Annotated in this window: 11 protein-coding genes; 8 read left to right on the top strand and 3 right to left on the bottom strand. The window is 64.0% G+C overall.

Features of this window, described 5'->3' with window-relative positions; genetic code table 11:
- Window positions 1-60 precede the first annotated feature (60 nt).
- A complete protein-coding gene (locus IVB05_RS29405) occupies window positions 61-279 on the top strand; it encodes a DUF3126 family protein (RefSeq protein ID WP_025590201.1) in 219 nt (72 codons plus the stop codon).
- Between the two features lie 141 nt (window positions 280-420).
- On the opposite strand, the gene IVB05_RS29400 is transcribed toward IVB05_RS29405, so the two are convergent.
- A complete protein-coding gene (locus IVB05_RS29400; protein WP_247779431.1) occupies window positions 421-1,134 on the bottom strand; it encodes a hypothetical protein in 714 nt (237 codons plus the stop codon).
- Between the two features lie 219 nt (window positions 1,135-1,353).
- Between IVB05_RS29400 and IVB05_RS29395 the strand changes: the two genes are divergently transcribed.
- Both IVB05_RS29395 and IVB05_RS29390 read left to right on the top strand, forming a co-directional pair.
- The gene (locus tag IVB05_RS29395) at window positions 1,354-1,683 is read left to right on the top strand and encodes a hypothetical protein (RefSeq protein ID WP_247779430.1); all 330 of its coding nucleotides are present in this window, start codon (window positions 1,354-1,356) and stop codon (window positions 1,681-1,683) included.
- 175 nt (window positions 1,684-1,858) lie between these two features.
- Complete coding sequence (locus IVB05_RS29390) at window positions 1,859-2,389, top strand: gamma carbonic anhydrase family protein (RefSeq protein WP_247779428.1); 531 nt, start codon at window positions 1,859-1,861, stop codon at window positions 2,387-2,389.
- A 21-nt stretch (window positions 2,390-2,410) separates the two neighbouring features.
- Here the strand turns inward: IVB05_RS29390 and IVB05_RS29385 are convergent, their stop codons facing one another.
- Both IVB05_RS29385 and IVB05_RS29380 read right to left on the bottom strand, forming a co-directional pair.
- The gene (locus tag IVB05_RS29385) at window positions 2,411-2,578 is read right to left on the bottom strand and encodes a hypothetical protein (protein ID WP_247779427.1); all 168 of its coding nucleotides are present in this window, start codon (window positions 2,576-2,578) and stop codon (window positions 2,411-2,413) included.
- Window positions 2,575-2,802, bottom strand: a complete 228-nt coding sequence (locus tag IVB05_RS29380) for a hypothetical protein (RefSeq protein WP_247779425.1) — start codon at window positions 2,800-2,802, stop codon at window positions 2,575-2,577. Before IVB05_RS29380 ends, IVB05_RS29385 begins: the two co-directional genes overlap by 4 nt.
- 111 nt (window positions 2,803-2,913) lie before the next feature.
- Here IVB05_RS29380 and IVB05_RS29375 point away from each other — a divergent pair, with 111 nt between their 5' ends.
- From IVB05_RS29375 to IVB05_RS29355, 5 genes are all read left to right on the top strand, one after another.
- The gene (locus IVB05_RS29375; protein WP_247779424.1) at window positions 2,914-3,360 is read left to right on the top strand and encodes a hypothetical protein; all 447 of its coding nucleotides are present in this window, start codon (window positions 2,914-2,916) and stop codon (window positions 3,358-3,360) included.
- A 149-nt stretch (window positions 3,361-3,509) separates the two neighbouring features.
- Entirely contained in the window at window positions 3,510-4,130 is a 621-nt protein-coding gene (locus IVB05_RS29370) for a hypothetical protein (RefSeq protein ID WP_247779423.1), read from the top strand.
- A gap of 136 nt (window positions 4,131-4,266) precedes the next feature.
- On the top strand, window positions 4,267-4,617 hold the full coding sequence (locus IVB05_RS29365) for a hypothetical protein (RefSeq protein ID WP_247779422.1): 351 nt from the start codon (window positions 4,267-4,269) through the stop codon (window positions 4,615-4,617).
- A gap of 243 nt (window positions 4,618-4,860) precedes the next feature.
- Entirely contained in the window at window positions 4,861-9,993 is a 5,133-nt protein-coding gene (locus IVB05_RS29360) for an MBG domain-containing protein (RefSeq protein WP_247779420.1), read from the top strand.
- A 439-nt stretch (window positions 9,994-10,432) separates the two neighbouring features.
- Window positions 10,433-18,205, top strand: coding sequence for an MBG domain-containing protein (locus IVB05_RS29355; RefSeq protein WP_247779418.1), 7,773 nt, complete (start codon window positions 10,433-10,435; stop codon window positions 18,203-18,205).
- Window positions 18,206-18,340 lie beyond the last annotated feature (135 nt).

Raw genomic sequence — 18,340 nt, 5'->3', positions numbered from 1 at the left:
TCTGCGCCGTCTCGTCCTAAAAACCTCCCGGAAATTCAAAGAATCCGATTGGAGACCGCCGTGGACGTTCAGGAAGTCAGGAAGCTCGACGCCTATCTCAAGCGCGTATTCGGCAATCCCAAGATCCGCGTCGTGCCGCGGCCGAAAAAGGACGACTCCGCCGAGGTCTATATCGGCGAGGAGTTCATCGGCGTGCTGTTCGTCGATGACGAGGACGACGATCGCTCGTTCCAGTTTCAGATGGCGATCCTCGAGGAAGATCTGGCCGACGTCGGGTGAGGCGCGCATTCGCGCCACAACGCCGTAACCGCAGTGCTGTAGGGTGGGCAAAGCGAAGCGTGCCCACCATTTCGAAGCGCGATCGGTGATAGATGGTGGGCACGGCGCTTTCGCGCCTTTGCCCACCCTACGGGGCCGGGCCTAACCCTTCGGCCCGCGCATCTGCGCGGTCAGGCGGTCCATCGCATTCGCAACGTCACGCCATTGCGCCAGCCAGCTCCGCGGAAAGCGGAACGTCAGGTCGGCGCCGTCGACGCGGCGCTCGCTCAGGCACATGCCGGGCGTCTGACCGTCGCGCGAGCAGCGCGCATTGAGGCCCGGCGTCGCGGCGGAGAACAGGTCCTCATTGGCGTAGGGCGAGCCGTCGCGAAACGTGCGCATCGTCAATCCGTCTTCCACCAACGTTGAGGCCGGTTCGAGATAGCGCGGATAGATGGTGCGCACCCGCATGTCGGGCGCCAGCGAGTCGTGATGGGCTGATATCGATACGAAGACCCGGTCGATCGGCTGCACCTTCTCCTCGATCGTATCGGCGCTGACGTGCTTCGGCGCATCCGGCGGTTCCAGCGACGGGAAGACGAAGCTCAGATCGACCCGCTCCTGCGGCCCGGAGTGGCGCTGGATCTTCCGGCGGATCGCCGCCGTCGGCACGTTGAAGAGCGTGGCGCCGACGCTGACCGGCAACCGTTCCGGAGCGCTGGCAGGCCGCGCCACCCAGGTCGGCCACAGCAAATAGGCGACCAGCGCAACGGCGCCCGCGGTGATGATTACCGCGACCATGATCAGGACCATGTGCGAGCGCGGGTCCCTGCGGGTGTCGCGGGCGAGGTGCTGGGCCGTCGAAAGCAGGGTCATGAACGAAGGATCGGTCGAGGAAGGAGCCAGGCGAATCATCCGGCGAATATGCCATGGGGCGCGTGATTTCCTCATGATTTCGCGGGGAGTCCGGCCCCGACAGCCATGCGCAAACGAGGTCCCTGCGGCCCGTTGTTAACCCTTCCTTAAGGATGCTGTGGCGGCCGCCGCCCAATTTTGCGAAAGCAGGGCGCGGTTTTTCGAGTAGGGGAAGTTGCCATGTCGCCCGATGCGTTGAATTCCCTGTTCTCCCTGTGCATCGGCTTTGCGTTCGCAGGCGCGCTCGCCAGCGGCTATCAGGCGATGGCGGCGCGGCCGGCCGGGTTCGGGCTGCTTGGCGAAGGCGTGGCGCCGAAGACGTTTGCGGCCGTGCCGTTTCTGGTTTTCGCCGCACCCTTCATCATCATGCGCAACACGTTGCGCGGCGCAAAGATCGAGCGCCGCCGCTTCGAATTCGTGATGATGGCGACCGTGCTTTCAGGCTTCTGGAGCTTGATGTCCGGCACGTTTTTCCTGATGACGCTGCGTGCCACCGGCGTGCTGGCCTGAGGCTTGCGGCCTGCTCGCTTGATCCCGCGCCAGCGGCTGTGCAAAGGTCTCCGCTAGAGCCATTTCCGTTCTGATTGAATCAGAACGGAGCTCTAGCCTTTTGTTTTGACGCGTTTTCTTCACGCGAACCGGGAGCCACTTCGCTCGAAAACGCTCTAACGGAGACCTTTCTGCTATGGCGATCTACGAACTCGACGGACAGGGGCCTGAACTCCCCGGAGACGGAAGCTATTTCATCGCAGATACCGCGGTCGTGATCGGCAAGGTGCGCCTTCTGAATTCGGCCAGCGTGTGGTTCGGCGCGGTGCTGCGCGGCGACAATGAGTGGATCGAGATCGGCGAAGGCTCCAACGTGCAGGACAATTCCACCTGCCACACCGACCGCGGCTTCCCCCTGACGATCGGCAAGAACTGCACCGTCGGTCATAATGTCATCCTGCACGGCTGCACGCTCGAAGACGACGCGCTGGTCGGAATGGGCTCGATCGTCATGAACGGCGCCAGGATCCGCCGCGGCAGCATTGTCGGCGCGGGATCGGTCATCACCGAAGGCAAGGAATATCCCGAATATTCCCTGATCATCGGCTCGCCCGCGCGCGTGGTCCGCACGCTGACGCCGGAGCAGGTAACGGCGATGGGAAGTGCTGCGAAATTCTACGCGCTCAACGGGCCGCGATTCAAAAACGGGTTGAAGAAGATCGGCTGAAGGCGGCAGCCGCTTTCCGGCTCAGTCGCCTTCGCTCTCGTTCGCCTCGCGCGCGCCGGCGATTTTTTCATGGCCGGCGGCCCAGAGCGCATGCTCGTCGCTGCCATCCTGATACGGATTGGCTTCCGCCGGAATGTTCTGGCGTGCGGCGTGCTGGCCCTGCTCGAAAGGGTCCGGGTCGGAATTCATGATGGCGCCTTTCCGGTTTTCGATCTTGCATTCTTCGGCGTCGCGCCCTTCGACAGTCCCGCACTTTTTCGCAGCGCATCCTTGAGGTCGATGGGAATGCCGTGCTTCTTGAGCAGGTCCGCAAAGGCTTCGTCGGCCAGCTCCTGAAACGTCGCCATCCGGTCGCGTGCAAGCTGGGTGAGCTTGTCGAGCGTGTCATCGTCAAAGGCGATCAATTTGCGCAAGCGTAACCACTCCGGGCGTCGAGCGGATGTGAATGAATGATCTGGCGGCGGAATCGTTCCGGCAGGAACAAGGGCCGGGGCGCTGTCGTTGCTCCGAAAAGGAGATTTCCGATGAAGCTGGTATCTGCGGCCGCCGCAGTTGCGGCAATCACAATCCTGATATCCCCGGTCGCTTCGTTTGCCCAGAGCGCAGGCGGATCTGCGGGCGGATCGTCTGCCGGCAGCAGCAGCGGTAGCGCCGCCGGCTCGCCGAGCGCAGGCTCTGCCGGTGCCGGTTCGCAAGGCATCAGCGGCGTTCCTCCCGGACCCGCCGCACCAGGCGGATTGAACAATGCCGGTGAAGATCCGAGTGGCGCGGCGAACCAGTCAAGGCGCGCGTCGCCGCCGGCGCCGGGCACCAACACCGCCGGCACCGCGCAATCGTCAGGCGGCGGTGTCAATACCGGCAGCGGCGTAACCACGGGGTCGGGAAGATCGGCAAAGGACGTCGACACCGAAATCGCCGAAGAGAACAAGACGATCGATCGCAAGATCAAGAGTATTTGCCGCGGCTGCTGATGCCGATTCCGCACGACGTCCGGTCGCGCAGAAGTGAGTAAAATTGCCCAGCCGCTTCCGAGAAGTCGTCCTAGAGTTACTCCACGATCTCTGAGGATCCGACGCCGAGAGCGTCGAGCCTTCGAACTCAAGATCACGGAGGATGTGTCATGTTACGGAAAATGATGGTCGCCTTTTTCGTGACCGCCTCAGCCGCCATGCTGGTCCCGGATACCGCTTCGGCCCGTTTTGGTGGCGGTGGGGGCGGCGGTTTCCGCGGCGGCGGTGGTTTTTCCGGCGGCGGATTCCGCGGCGGCGGCATGGGAATGGGTGGCGGCGGCTTCCGCGGCGGCGCGATCGGAATAGGTGGCGGTGGCTTCCGCGGTGGCACGATCGGAACAGGTGGCGCGGGCTTCCGCGGTGGCGGGATTGGAGTGGGCGGAGCTGGCTTCCGCACTGCCGCGATCGGAGGACCTGGCTTCCGCACTGCCGCGATCGGCGGCGGTTTCCGTTCGGCCGTTTTGCCAGCAGCCGGATTTCGCGGCGGCACCTTCGCCGTCAACCGCTTCCGGGGCGGCTTCCATCCCGGATTCCGGCATCGCAGATTTCCGGTGGTAGCGGTCGGCCTTGGCCTGGGCTACGGGCTCTACGGACCCTATGGTTATTACAGCGACTATGATTACGGCTATGACGATTCCTATTATTACGACGATAGCGGCTGCTACATCGTTCGCCGGAGTGTGCTTACTCCATATGGCTGGCGCATTCGGCCCGTTCAGGTATGCGGCTGACCTGGGACGTCCGGTCGCATGACGGGAGCAAAATAGGCAAAGTCAACTCCGAGAACTCGTTCTAGACTTAACCCGGGATCTGCGAGGATCCGACGCCCGAAAGCGTCGAGCACTTCGAGGGCGAGATCACAGCGGCATGAATAGCGCGACCTCGGTGTTTTCATCACCGAGGCTGTGGTTTTTATTCCGTTTGCTGATGCGCCGTTTGCATCTGATCAGGGATGTTGAACATGCTCACAGCCCCGGCATTGACGTTGCTATTTCTGATTATCGTGATTTGTCTGGGTGCGGCCTTCGTCTGGATGTTCTGGGAAATCGAGCAGAGGACGTCCAGGCCGCATCGGATTCCCAAGCCATACCGCAAGAGCGATCACGTCGGATAGGCGGTCTCGACCAGCGTCGTGCGCTATCGCGTACTGCGCGCGATGCTTGGCGTTTGCCGTCACCTGCCATCATTCGCAATTTTCCGAAAAATTGCGACTATTAGTTGATGCATCCTTAGATGGTCGCATGGAACTTTGCCGCGCGTGCATAGAACCGTCGCATGTCCGGCAAAGAATTTGTGGAGGCGGGAAACTTGTAGTGCCGCGACCTGTCGCGGATGGTGGTTCGATTGATCGTCTCATCCACGTCGGATCTCTCGTCGGCCCTCAAATCGTGCACACGAGAGTTTCGAACTTCCGTCAGCTTGATCGCGCTCGTGTGGGGCCTGGGTTGCGCGCAACCGTCGATGGCGCAATCGCTGCCGACCGGCGGAACGGTGGCGAGCGGAAACGTTTCGATCAGCTCGACGTCGCCGACCAGCCTCACGATCAGCCAATCGAGCCGCACCGGGATCGTCAACTGGTCGAGCTTTTCAATCGGGCAAGGCCATCAGGTCCAGTTCAATAACGGCAGCGGCGCGACGCTCAACCGCGTGACGGGCAATGTGCCGTCGTCGATCAACGGCGTCCTGTCAGCGACCGGCTCGGTCTACCTCGTCAATCCGTCGGGAGTGGTCGTGGGACCGACCGGCGTGATCAATACCGGCGGTAGCTTCGTGGCCTCGACGCTGGACGTCAAGGATGCGGAGTTCCGCGCCGGAGGATCGCTGACTTTCAGCGGCAACAGCAATGCCTCGGTTGTAAATCTCGGCAAGATCGGCTCGTCGAAGGGTGACGTCGTCCTGATCGCGCGCCAGGTTCGTAACAACGGCGCGCTGACGGCGCGCAACGGCACCGCCGCGATGGCGTCCGGCAGCGAGGTGGTGTTGAGCGACGGCTCGCTCGGCAATGGCAAGGTGCTGGTGCGGCGTCCGGCGCAGGATGGCGAGATCCGCAACAGCGGTGCGATCCGCGCCGCCGAGATAGAACTGCGCGCCAATGGCGGCAACATCTATGCGCTCGCCGGCAACACCGGGCGGGCCATTACGGCCACGGGCGTCGCCAGCAAGGGCGGACGAATTTTTCTCACGGCCGAGGGCGGTTCGGTCAACGTGACGCAGAAGGTCATCGCGCGGCGCGTCCAAGCAAACGTGGCGCGAACCGCCGGTCTGCGCGGCCCGTTCACCGGCGGCCACGTCTTCGTCAGCGCCGACAAAGTCGTGATCGGCAGCGCGATCGTGGCAAAGGGCAATGCCGGCGCCGGCGGCACCGTGGTGGTGACGGGCACGGACGTCACCTTGACCTCGGGCGCTACGATCGATGCCAGCGGGACATCGGGCGGCACCGTGCTGATCGGCGGCGACCGGGCCGGCGGGTCGGACGCCGCGCTGAAGTTTCTGCCGCAGACCATCGCCAATGCGCAGAACACGACGATCGAGGCGGGCGCGACGATCACGGCCGACGGCACGTCCGGCGCCGGCGGCAATGTGGTGGTGTGGTCGGATGGCACGACCTCGTTTGCCGGCGCCATCAGCACCCAAGGGCTGCGCGGCGGCTTCATCGAGACCTCGGGGCATATCTTCAATTTCACCGGCGGCAGCGTCAATGCCGGCAGGGGCGGCGCATGGCTGCTCGATCCCGTGGATCTGACGATCAATGCGACGCTCGCCGGCACCATCGCGACCGCGCTCAACGGCGGCAGCAACGTCACCCAGCAGACCACCGCGACCGGCACCGGCGGCAACGGCGACATCACGGTGGCAAGCGGCATCAGCTGGTCGAGCGATGCGACGCTGACGCTCAGCGCCTATCGCCACATCGCGGTCAACGCCAACATCGCGAGCACCGGCGGCGGCGGTGTCGTGCTGCGCGCCGACAACGCCGGCACGGGTACCGGTACCGTAACGTTCGGCGGCGGCCAGGTATCGACCGCGGGGACCGTCTCGATCTTCTACAATCCGACCGGCGACAATTCGACCGTCAATCCGGCCAAATACTCGGCCGGTACGCAGACGAACTTCAGCGGCAACGTCACCGGCGGCGCCACGCTCGACACGTACATGCTGGTCAACAATGTCTGTGACCTGCAGAACATGCAGAACTACCTATCGGGCACCTATGCGCTCGGCCGCGACATCGACGCCGCCGCGACGTCCGGTTGGAACGGCGGCGCCGGGTTCTTGCCGGTCGGCGGCAGCAGCAGCCCCTTCACCGGAACCTTCGACGGTCAGGGCCGCGTGATCTCAGGTCTCTTCGTCAATCGGCCAACGTCCGAGTTCGTCGGAATGTTCGGTTACAACGGCGCCGCCGCAACGGTAAGGAACGTTGGGCTCGTGGGCGTTTCCATTACCGGGTACACGGCGGTCGGCGGCATCGTCGGTGAAAACATGGGTGCCATCTCCGGAGTTTACACCTCCGGATCGGTCACCGGCACCGATTTCGGTGCTGGCGGTATCGTTGGTTTCAATGACGGGGCGCTGTCGAATGTCTATTCGAACAGCACCGTGAGTGCGCCGGGGGGGCTTGTCGGCGGAATCGCCGGATTGAGTTTCGGCAGCATATCGCAGGCCTATGCGACCGGGGCTGTGAGCGGCCAGAGCGATGTGGGCGGGCTGGTCGGATACAATGGCGGCTCCATCACGCTGTCCTACGCGACCGGCGCGGTGAGCGCCACGTCCAATGTCGGCGGTCTGGCCGGCTATAATGACGGCTCGATCACGCAGTCCTATTGGGACAGCTACACCACAGGTCGGGCCGCCGGAATCGGCGACGGCACCGCGCCGATCGGCCTGACTGAAGTGACCAGCGATCCGGCGCAGTCGGCCGCTGCAAACTATGCGTACAAGCAGAGCGCCTATGCCGGTTTCGACTTCACCGCCGGCAACAGCGCCACCGGCTGGTTCTCGATCGATGGCCGGACCCGCCCGTTCGGCCAGTGGGAATATTCGACCAATATCGCGAACGCACATCAGCTTCAACTAATGGCGATGGACCTCGGTGCGAGCTATCAGCTCACATCCAACATCGATTTTGCGAGCGGTCTTGCTGCCGGAGGCAAGTATCCCGGGATGTGGTCGTCGGCCGGCTTCTCGCCGATTGGTGATTTCTCCTACCTGTTCACCGGAAGCTTCGACGGGCAGGGCCATGTGATCTCAAACCTAATGATCAATCGGCCGTCCACTAACCATGTCGGACTTTTCGGATATGCCGGAGCCGGAGCTGCGCTGAGCAATGTCAGCTTGCAGGCCGCAACTGTCGCTGGGGCGGCGCGCGTCGGCATCCTGGTCGGTCTGTCGAGGGGGACTATCAGCAATGCCTCCGCGACGGGCACGGTCACGGCCGGTAGTTATGGCGGCGGACTGGCAGGAGAATCCCTGGGCAGCGTTGCCAGTAGCTGGGCGGCCGTCACGGTCGCCGGAACAACCACCACCAGTTCGTCCATGGGCGGCCTCGTCGGTTGGAACAACGGGATCGGCACCATCCAGGACAGCTACGCGACCGGCAACGTGACCGCCGGTACCGGGGCCACGCGCGCCGGTGGCCTCACCGCTCAGAGCAACGGAAGCATCCTCAGGAGCTATGCCACTGGAGCGGTGAGCGGCGGCAGCCAGGGAGTCGGCGGCCTGGTCGGTCTCAACACCGGCGCAACCATCGTCGATTCCTATGCGACCGGATCCGTGACTGCCACAGCCTTCGCAGGCGGCCTGGTCGGTTACAACAACAGTGGCGCAACCATCGTCAATTCTCATGCGACCGGAGCCGTGACCACAGAATCGTTCGGCGGTGGACTGGTCGGCACCAACGCCGTGGGAGCTTCCGTCGACAGGTCTTATGCGACTGGAGCGGTCGACGTCACGTCGTCGACCATCGCCACATTGACAGGGGGTGGACTGGTCGCCAGCAACTCCGGAGCCATCACCAAGTCCTATGCGACCGGGGCCGTCAACGTTACGTCCACGTATGCAGCGGCCACGGCCACGTCTGCGGGCGGACTGATCGGCACCAACGGCAGCACGGCTACGCTCACACAGTCCTACGCGACCGGTGCGGCCAGCGCCATCTCGGCTGCCGGCGTCTCAATGTCGGGTGGATTGCTCGGCAGGAATATCGGCGCAGCTACCGTTATGCAGTCCTACGCGACCGGTGCTGCTAGCGCCACGGCCAACGCCGCGACCGGTACGGCAATGGCGGGCGGACTGATTGGCAGCCACGCCAGCACGGGCACGGTCGCACAGACCTACGCGGCCGGAGCGGTCAGCGCGATCTCGCCTGGCGCCGCAGCAGCCGGCGGCCTGATTGGATCGGCCACCGGCACCGGGGCCATCACGTCGTCATACTGGGACACCGATACGTCCGGGCGAACGAATGCCGTTGGCAGCGGCGCCAGCACCGGCATCACGGGTCTCACCACCGCCCAGATGCAAAATCCCGCAAACTATGCGTCGACCTACGCGGGCTGGGATTTCGCCACCGTCTGGTCCGCGCCGAGCGCCGGTTACTATCCGCAGCTCTATGGGGTCAATTACGTGCTGCGCGTCGATCCGGCCAACGCGTCGCGGGTTTACGGTGAGGCCAACCCGGCGTTCACCTATTCGATCTACGGCCCGCATGCCGGCGACACATCCGGGATCATCACCGGTCTCTCGGTGTCGACGGCGGCGACGTCATTATCGAACGTCGGCAGCTACGCGATCACGGCGAGCGGCAGCGCCGTCAGCGTCTCCGGGCAGGCCTATCGCTTTATCGATGCACCGGGTGCGCTGACCGTCACGCCGCGCTCGATCACTGTCACGGCCGACGCCGCGAGCCGCGTCTATGGCTACGCCAATCCTGTTCTCACCTATCAGGTCGGCGGCTCCGGCCTGGTCAATGGCGATACACTGTCAGGCGCGCTGGCGACATCGGCGACAACAGCCAGCAACATCGGCGTCTACGGCATTACGCAGGGCACGCTCGCGGCCTCGACCAACTACACGGTGTCTTCATTTGCAGGCGCCAATCTCACCGTCACGCCGCGCGCGATCACGGTCACGGCCGATGCGAAGAGCCGCGCCTATGGTGACGCCAACCCTGTTCTGACCTGGCGGGTCGGCGGCTCGGGCCTCGCCAACGGCGACACGCTATCGGGTGCGCTCGCGACGTCGGCGACAGCAGCCAGCAATGCCGGCGTCTACGGCATCACGCAAGGCTCGCTGGCGGCCTCATCGAATTACGCCTTCACCTTTGTTGGAGCGAACCTCACGATCACGCCAGCGGCCCCTCAAGTGCCGACCGAAAGGCTCGGGTCCTACGCGAGGTCGTCAGTGCGGGCGCCCGCGCCGCAGCCGCCCGGGCAGAAGTTCGAGTCCGAAGGCATCGAGGAATCGTCTGCGGCAATGATCTGCAAATCCGAGCAATGCCTCCGGCTTCCTCATCCCGACAACCGGCGAATTGGCACCAGGGCCAGATTCGTCGGCACGATGACCGATCGCAATCGGCTGCCGGCCTCTCTCGATAATTGATCTTGATCGCGTGAGCCACGGCCGTCGTGCGCGGCCGTCCGCGCGAAACTTCGGCGTCGTCCTCGACTTGTTTTCCTTTGCCGGCGACGCCTGCCGTCTCTTTGAGCGCAAGCGACTGCACAGATCATCTGCTTCGATGCGCGCATCGGATGTCCAAGCCGTATCGCGAACGCGATCGCGTCGGATAGGCGATCTCGACAGCATCGTGCGCTTTTGCGCTGTCACGTATTGCGCGCGATGCTGGCGTCTGCCGTCACCGGCGATCATTCGCAATTTTCCGAAAACTTGCGACTATTGGTTGGTACATCCTTAGATGGTCTCGTGGAACTTTGCCGCGCGTGCATCGAACCATTGCAAATCTGACAAAGAATTTGTGGAGGCGGGAAGTTCGTGGTGCCGCGATCTGTAGCGGATGGTGGTTCGATTGATAGTTTCATCCATGTCGGGTCTTTTATCGGCCAGGGAGCTTCGGGCCTCTGTCAGCGTGATCGCGCTTTTGTGGAGTTTGGGCTACATTCAACCAGCGATTGCACAATCCCTGCCCGCCGGCGGAACGGTGGCGAGCGGAAACGTTTCGATCAGTTCGACTTCGCCGACCAGCCTCACGATCAGCCAATCGAGCCGCACCGGGATCGTCAACTGGTCGAGCTTTTCAATCGGGCAAGGCAATCAGGTCCAGTTCAATAACGGCAGCGGCGCGACGCTCAACCGCGTGACCGGCAATGTGCCGTCGTCGATCAACGGCGTCGTGTCGGCAACCGGCTCGGTTTATCTCGTCAATCCGTCGGGGGTAGTCGTCGGGCCGAACGGCGTGATCAAGACCGGGGGCAGTTTCGTCGCCTCGACGCTGGATGTGAAGGACGCCGATTTCCGGGCCGGAGGCGCGCTGACCTTCAGCGGCAACAGCAACGCCTCGGTCGTTAATCTCGGCAAGATCGGCTCATCGAAGGGCGACGTCGTGCTGATCGCGCGCCAGGTTCGCAACGACGGCTCGCTGACCGCGCGCAACGGCACCGCCGCGATGGCGTCGAGCAGCGAGGTGATGCTGAGCGACGGCTCGCTCGGCAACGGCAAGGTGCTGGTGCGGCGTCCGGCGCAGGATGGCGAGATCCGCAACAGCGGTGCGATCCGCGCCACGGAAGTGGAGTTGCGCGCCAATGGCGGCAACATCTATGCGCTTGCCGGCAATACCGGTGGCGCCATTTCGGCAACCGGTGTTGCCAACAAGGGCGGGCGGGTTTTCCTCACCTCCGAGGGCGGTTCGGTCAATGTAACGCAGAAAGTGGTGGCGCGGCGCATCCAGGCGGACGCCCCAACCGCGCCGGTGCGTTCAGGCGAACCGCGCGCGTTCACCGGCGGCGACGTCGTCGTCAGCGGCGACAAGGTCGTGGTCGGCGGCGCCATCACCGCTAAAGGCAGCAGCGGCACCGGCGGCACCGTGGTGGTGACCGGCAAGGACGTCACTCTGACGTCAGGCGCAAAGATCGACGCCAGCGGGACATCGGGCGGCACCGTGCTGATCGGCGGCGACCGCGCCGGCGGATCGGACGCCGCGCGGAAGTTTCTGCCGCAGGCCATCGCCAATGCGCAGAACACGACGATCGAGACGGGCGCGACGATCACGGCGGACGGCACCTCCGGCGCCGGCGGCAATGTGGTGGTGTGGTCGGACGACACGACGTCGTTTGGCGGCGCGATCAGCGCCACCGGGCTGCGCGGCGGCTTCATCGAGACCTCGGGGCATACGTTCGACTTCGCGGGCGGCAGCGTCAATGCCGGTCCCGGCGGCACCTGGCTGCTCGATCCGGTGGATCTGACGATCAACTCAACGCTCGCCGGCACCATCGCGAGCGCGCTCAACGGCGGCAGCAACGTCATCCAGGAGACGAACGCGGCCGGCAGCGGCGGCAGTGGCGACATCACGGTGGCCAGCGGGATCAGCTGGTCGACCAACGCGACGCTGACGCTCAGCGCCTATCGCAACATCGCGGTCAACGCCAACATCACGAGCACCGGCGGCGGCGGTGTCGTGCTGCGCGCCGACAATGCCGGCACGGGCACCGGCACCGTGACGTTCGGCGGCGGGCAGGTGTCGACCGCGGGAACGGTCTCGATCTACTACAATCCGACCGGCAGCAACTCGACGGTCAACACCACCAAATATACGGCACCGACGCAGACGACTTTCAGCGGCAACGTCACGGGCGGCGCCACGCTCAAGACGAACATGCTAGTCAACAATGTCTTTGACCTGCAAAACATGAAGAACAACCTGTCCGGCACCTATGCGCTCGGCCGCGACATCGATGCCGGCGTTACATCCGGCTGGAATAGCGGCGCCGGGTTCGAGCCGATCGGCAGCGGGACCAGCTTCAGCGGAAACTTGAACGGCCAGGGCCACACGATTTCCGGGCTCTTCATCAATCGGCTGTCAGTCCAAAACATCGGGCTGATCGGCTATCTCGGCGCCGGCGGCACGGTAAGCAACGTTGGCGTCATCGGTGCGACCGTCACCGGCTGGGAGATTGTCGGCGGGATCGTCGGCACGAACTACGGGACGGTCAGCAACGTCTATTCGAGCGGATCGGTCACCGCCACCAGTGCCGGCGCCGGCGGTCTCATCGGCTACAACTTTCAGACCGTGTCGAATGGCTATTCGAGCAGCACCGTGAGCGGACCGCTCTACGTTGGCGGTGCCATCGGGTTGAATAACTGTGGCAGTTCCGGCTGCGCTACTAACCCCGGCTCGGTATCACAGGTCTATGCAACGGGCGCCGTGACAGGCACCGGCGCTAGCCCGAGCGCTGTCGGCGGGCTGATCGGCTTCAACGGCGGCTCCATCACGGCGTCCTACTGGGACACCTACACGAGCGGAAAGACGTCCGCCATCGGCACCGGTTCGGGCAGCGCGACGGCCGTGACCAGCGACCCGGCGCAGTCAGCCGCCGCCAACTACGCCTTCAAGCAAAGCGCCTATAGCAGCTTCAGCTTTCCGGGAGCGGGCACGGCCGGTTGGTTCATGGTCGACGGCCAAACCCGGCCGTTCGGCCGCTGGGAACATCAAACCACCATCACCAACGCGCACCAGCTTCAGTTGATGGCGATGAATCTCGGCGCGAGCTATACGCTGGCCGGCAATATCGACCTCAGCTCCAGCCTGGCGGCCGTCAACGGCAAATATCCCGGCATGTGGTCGTCGGCGGGCTTCTCCCCGATCGGCAGCACCACCACGAAATTCACCGGAGCGTTCAACGGCCAAGGCTACACCATTGCCAACCTGACCATCAATCGGCCGACCACCGATGATGTCGGACTGTTTGGGTATGTCGGCGCGGGCGTAACGGTGCAGGACGTGGGTCTACTGGGTGCCGCAGTGACCGGCAGCAACCATGTCGGCGGGCTGGCAGGCACCAATGCCGGCACCATCACGCGGTCCTATGCGACTGGCGTGGTGAACGGCACAGGCGGATATATCGGCGGGCTGGTCGGGTACAACGTTGGTACGGGCAGCAACGTCACGCAATCCTATGCCAGCGCGACGGTCGGCAGCCCTAATTTTTATGTCGGCGGGCTTGTCGGCTACAATGACGGCGCGATCGCACAGGCCTACGCCGTCGGCGCGGTCAGCGGCCAGTACGCCGGAGGTCTTGCCGGCAACAATAGCGGCACCATCACCCAGGCCTACGTCGCCGGGGCGGTGAGCGGCTCTACCCTCGGCGGGCTGGTCGGCAATAACGGTGGCACGATCACCCAATCCTATTTTGACACGGTGACGACAGGCCAGAACGCCGCCATCGGAAACGGAACCGTCAACGGCGGGATCGGCCTGACGACCAGCCAGATGCAGAATCCTGCCAACTACGCGACCACGTACGCCGGCTGGGACTTCGCCAACGTGTGGTCGGCGCCGAGCGCCGGTTATTATCCGCAGCTCTACGGCGTCAACTATGTCCTGCGCGTCGATCCCGCCAATGCGTCGCGGACCTACGGCGATGCCAACCCGGCTTTCACCTATACGTCCTATGGCCTGCACACCGGCGACACATCAGCCATTCTCGGCGGCCTCTCGCTGTCGACGACGGCGACGACGACGTCCAATGTTGGCAGCTACGCGATCACAGCGGGCGGCAGCGTCACCAGCACCACCGGACAGGCCTATCGCCTGATCCAAACGCCAGCCGCGCTGACGGTCACGTCGCGCGCGATCACCGTCACGGCCGATGCCAAGAGTCGGGCCTATGGCGATGTCAATCCAGCGCTGACCTGGCAGGTCGGCGGCTCCGGCCTGGTCAACGGCGATACGTTGTTGGGTGCGCTGGCGACATCGGCGACGACAGCCAGCAATGCCGGCCTCTATGGCATCACCCAGGGCACGCTGGCCGCCTCGAGCAACTACACACTGTCTTCATTTACAGGCGCCAATCTCACCGTCACGCCGCGTGCGATCACGGTAACGGCCGACGCCAAGAGCCGGGCCTATGGCGACGCCAATCCGACGCTGACCTACCAGGTCGGCGGCTCCGGGCTGGTCAATGGCGATACGTTGTCGGGTGCGCTGGCAACGTCGGCGACAACAGCCAGCAATGTCGGCCTCTACGGCATCACGCAAGGCACGCTGGCCGCCTCGAGCAACTACACACTGTCTTCATTCACAGGCGCCAACCTCACCGTCACCCAGCGCGCACTCACGGTGACGGCCGATGCGAAGAGCCGGGCCTATGGCGATGCCAATCCTGCGCTCACCTATCAGGTCGGCGGTTCGGGCCTGGTCAACGGCGACACGCTGTCGGGTGCGCTGGTGACGTCAGCGACGACAGCCAGCAATGTCGGCACCTACGGGATCGGGCAGGGAACGCTGGTGGCTTCGGGCAACTATGCGCTGAACTATACGGGCAACAACCTCACCGTCACCCAGCGCGCGATCACGGTGACGGCCGATGCCAAGAGCCGGGCCTATGGCGATGCCAATCCGGCGCTCACCTATCAAGTCGGCGGCCCCGGGCTAGTTAACGGCGACACGCTGTCGGGTGCGCTGGTGACGTCGGCGACGACAGCCAGCAATGTCGGCACCTACGGGATCGGGCAGGGCACGCTGGCGGCCTCGGGCAACTACGCGCTGAACTATACGAGCAACAACCTCACCGTCACCCAGCGCGCGATCACGGTGACGGCCGACGCCAAGAGCCGCGCCTATGGCGACGTCAATCCGGCGCTGACCTATCAGGTTGGCGGTTCCGGCCTGGTCAATGGTGACACGCTGTCGGGTGCGCTGGTGACGTCGGCGACGACAGCCAGCAATGTCGGCACCTACGGGATCGGGCAGGGGACGCTGGTGGCTTCGGGCAACTATGCGCTGAACTATACGGGCAACAACCTCACCGTCACCCAGCGCGCGATCACCGTGACGGCCGATGCCAAGAGCCGCGCCTATGGCGACGTCAATCCGGCGCTGACCTATCAGGTTGGCGGCTTGGTCAATGGTGACACGCTGTCGGGCGCGCTGGCGACGTCGGCGACAACTTCGAGCAATGTCGGCATTTACGGGATCGGGCAGGGTAGCTTGGCGGCCTCGGGCAACTACGCGCTGAACTATACGAGTAACGACCTCACCGTCACCCAGCGGGCGATCACCGTGACGGCTGACGCGAAGAGCCGTGCCTATGGCGATGCCAATCCAGCGCTGACCTATCAGGTCGGCGGTTCGGGCCTGGTCAACGGCGATACATTGTCGGGTGCGCTGGTGACGTCAGCGACGACAGCCAGCAATGTCGGTATTTACGGGATCGGGCAGGGAAGCCTCGCGGCCTCGGGCAATTACGCGCTGAACTATGCGAGCGCTGATTTGACCGTCACCCAGCGCGCGCTCACCGTCACGGCCGATGCGAAGAGCCGTGCCTATGGCGATGTCAATCCAGCGCTGACCTATCAGGTTGGCGGCTTGGTCAATGGTGACACGCTGTCAGGTGCGCTGGCGACATCTGCGACAATTCCGAGCAATGTCGGCACCTACGGCATCACGCAGGGTAGCTTGGCGGCCTCGGGCAATTATGCGCTGAACTATGCGAGCGCTGATCTGACCGTCACCCAACGCGCGCTCACCGTGACGGCCGATGCCAAGAGCCGCGCCTATGGTGACGTCAATCCAGCGCTGACCTATCAGGTCGGCGGCTCGGGCCTGGTCAATGGCGATACATTGTCGGGCGCGTTGGCGACATCGGCAACGACAGCCAGCAATGTCGGCGCCTACGGGATCGGGCAGGGTAGCTTGGCGGCCTCGGGCAATTATGCGCTGAACTATGCGAGTGCCAATCTCACAGTCACGCCGCGGGCGATCACTGTGACGGCGGATACCCAGAGCCGCGCCTATGGTGATGCCAACCCGGCCTTGACCTATCAGGTTGGCGGCTCGGGCCTGGCCAATGGCGATACGCTGTCTGGCGCATTGGCAACATCAGCGACAGCAGCCAGCAATGTCGGCGTCTACGGCATCGGGCAGGGGACGCTGGTGGCCTCGGGCAACTACGCGCTGAACTATGCGAGTGCCAATCTGACCGTCACCCAGCGCGCGCTCACCGTCACGGCGGATGCGAAGAGCCGCGCCTATGGCGACGTCAATCCGGCGCTGACCTATCAGGTTGGCGGCTTGGTCAATGGCGATACATTGTCGGGTGCGCTGGCGACATCGGCGACAACAGCCAGCAATGTCGGCACCTACGGGATCGGGCAGGGGACGCTGGCGGCCTCGGGCAACTATGCGCTGAATTATGCGAGCAACAACCTCACCGTCACCCAGCGGGCGATCACGGTGACGGCGGACGCCCAGAGCCGCGCCTATGGTGATGTCAATCCAGCGCTGACCTATCAGGTCGGCGGCTCGGGCCTGGTCAATGGCGATACATTGTCGGGCGCGTTGGCGACATCGGCAACGACAGCCAGCAATGTCGGCACCTACGGGATCGGGCAGGGAACGTTGGCGGCCTCGGGCAACTATGCGCTGAACTATACGAGCAACAACCTGACGGTCACCCAGCGGGCGCTCACGGTGACGGCCGACGCCAAGAGCCGCGCCTATGGCGACGTCAATCCGGCGCTGACCTGGCAGGTTGGCGGCTTGGTCAATGGCGATACATTGTCGGGTGCGCTGGCGACATCTGCGACAATTTCGAGCAATGTCGGCACCTACGGGATCGGGCAGGGCACGCTGGCGGCCTCGGGCAACTATGCGCTGAACTATACGAGCAACAACCTGACGGTCACCCAGCGGGCGCTCACGGTGACGGCCGACGCCAAGAGCCGCGCCTATGGCGACGTCAATCCGGCGCTGACCTGGCAGGTTGGCGGCTTGGTCAATGGCGATACATTGTCGGGTGCGCTGGCGACATCTGCGACAATTTCGAGCAATGTCGGCACCTACGGGATCGGGCAGGGCACGCTGGCGGCCTCGGGCAACTATGCGCTGAACTATACGAGCAACAACCTGACGGTCACCCAGCGGGCGCTCACGGTGACGGCCGACGCCAAGAGCCGCGCCTATGGCGACGTCAATCCGGCGCTGACCTGGCAGGTTGGCGGCTTGGTCAATGGCGATACATTGTCGGGTGCGCTGGCGACATCTGCGACAATTTCGAGCAATGTCGGCACCTACGGCATCGGGCAGGGCACGCTGGTGGCCTCGGGCAACTACGCGCTGAACTATGCAAGCGCCAATCTGACCGTCACGCCGCGCGCGATCACCGTCACGGCGGATACCCAGAGCCGCACCTATGGCGAAGCCAATCCTGCGCTGACCTATCAGGTTGGCGGCTCGGGCCTGGTCAATGGCGATACGCTGTCGGGCGCGCTGGCGACGTCGGCGACGACTTCCAGCGAAGCCGGCGTGTACGGCATCACGCTGGGGACGCTGGCGGCCTCCTCGAACTACGCCTTCGCCTTTGTTGGAGCGAACCTCACGGTCACGCCAGCGGCGGCTCCTCGCGTACCGACCGCAGAACTCGGAGCTTACGTGAAGTCGCGGGTGGCTTTGCCCGCGCCGCAGCCGCCCGAGCAGATGCGCGAGCCCGTGAGCATCGAGCAAGCGTCTCCCGCAATCATCTGCAAATCCAGGCAATGCCTCGAGCTTCCTCATCCGCACAATCGGCGGATTGGCGAACGCGCCAGATTCGTCGACACGATGATCACTCGCGATCGGCTGCCAGCCTTTGCCGACAATTGACGTTGATTGCGTGAGGCCACGGCAGGCGGCCACACACACATTCCGGTGTGTTGATGCACGCGTAAGTTGGTGTGAGCGGATTCGTTTCAACCGTTCACGCAGCAGTTATGTCACACACGGAACTCAACCTTAAGC

Source organism: Bradyrhizobium sp. 170 (genome assembly GCF_023101085.1).
Taxonomy (GTDB): Bacteria; Pseudomonadota; Alphaproteobacteria; order Rhizobiales; family Xanthobacteraceae; genus Bradyrhizobium.
Note: the sequence above shows the minus strand (reverse complement) of the source record. Positions and strands in the feature narration are given on the sequence as shown.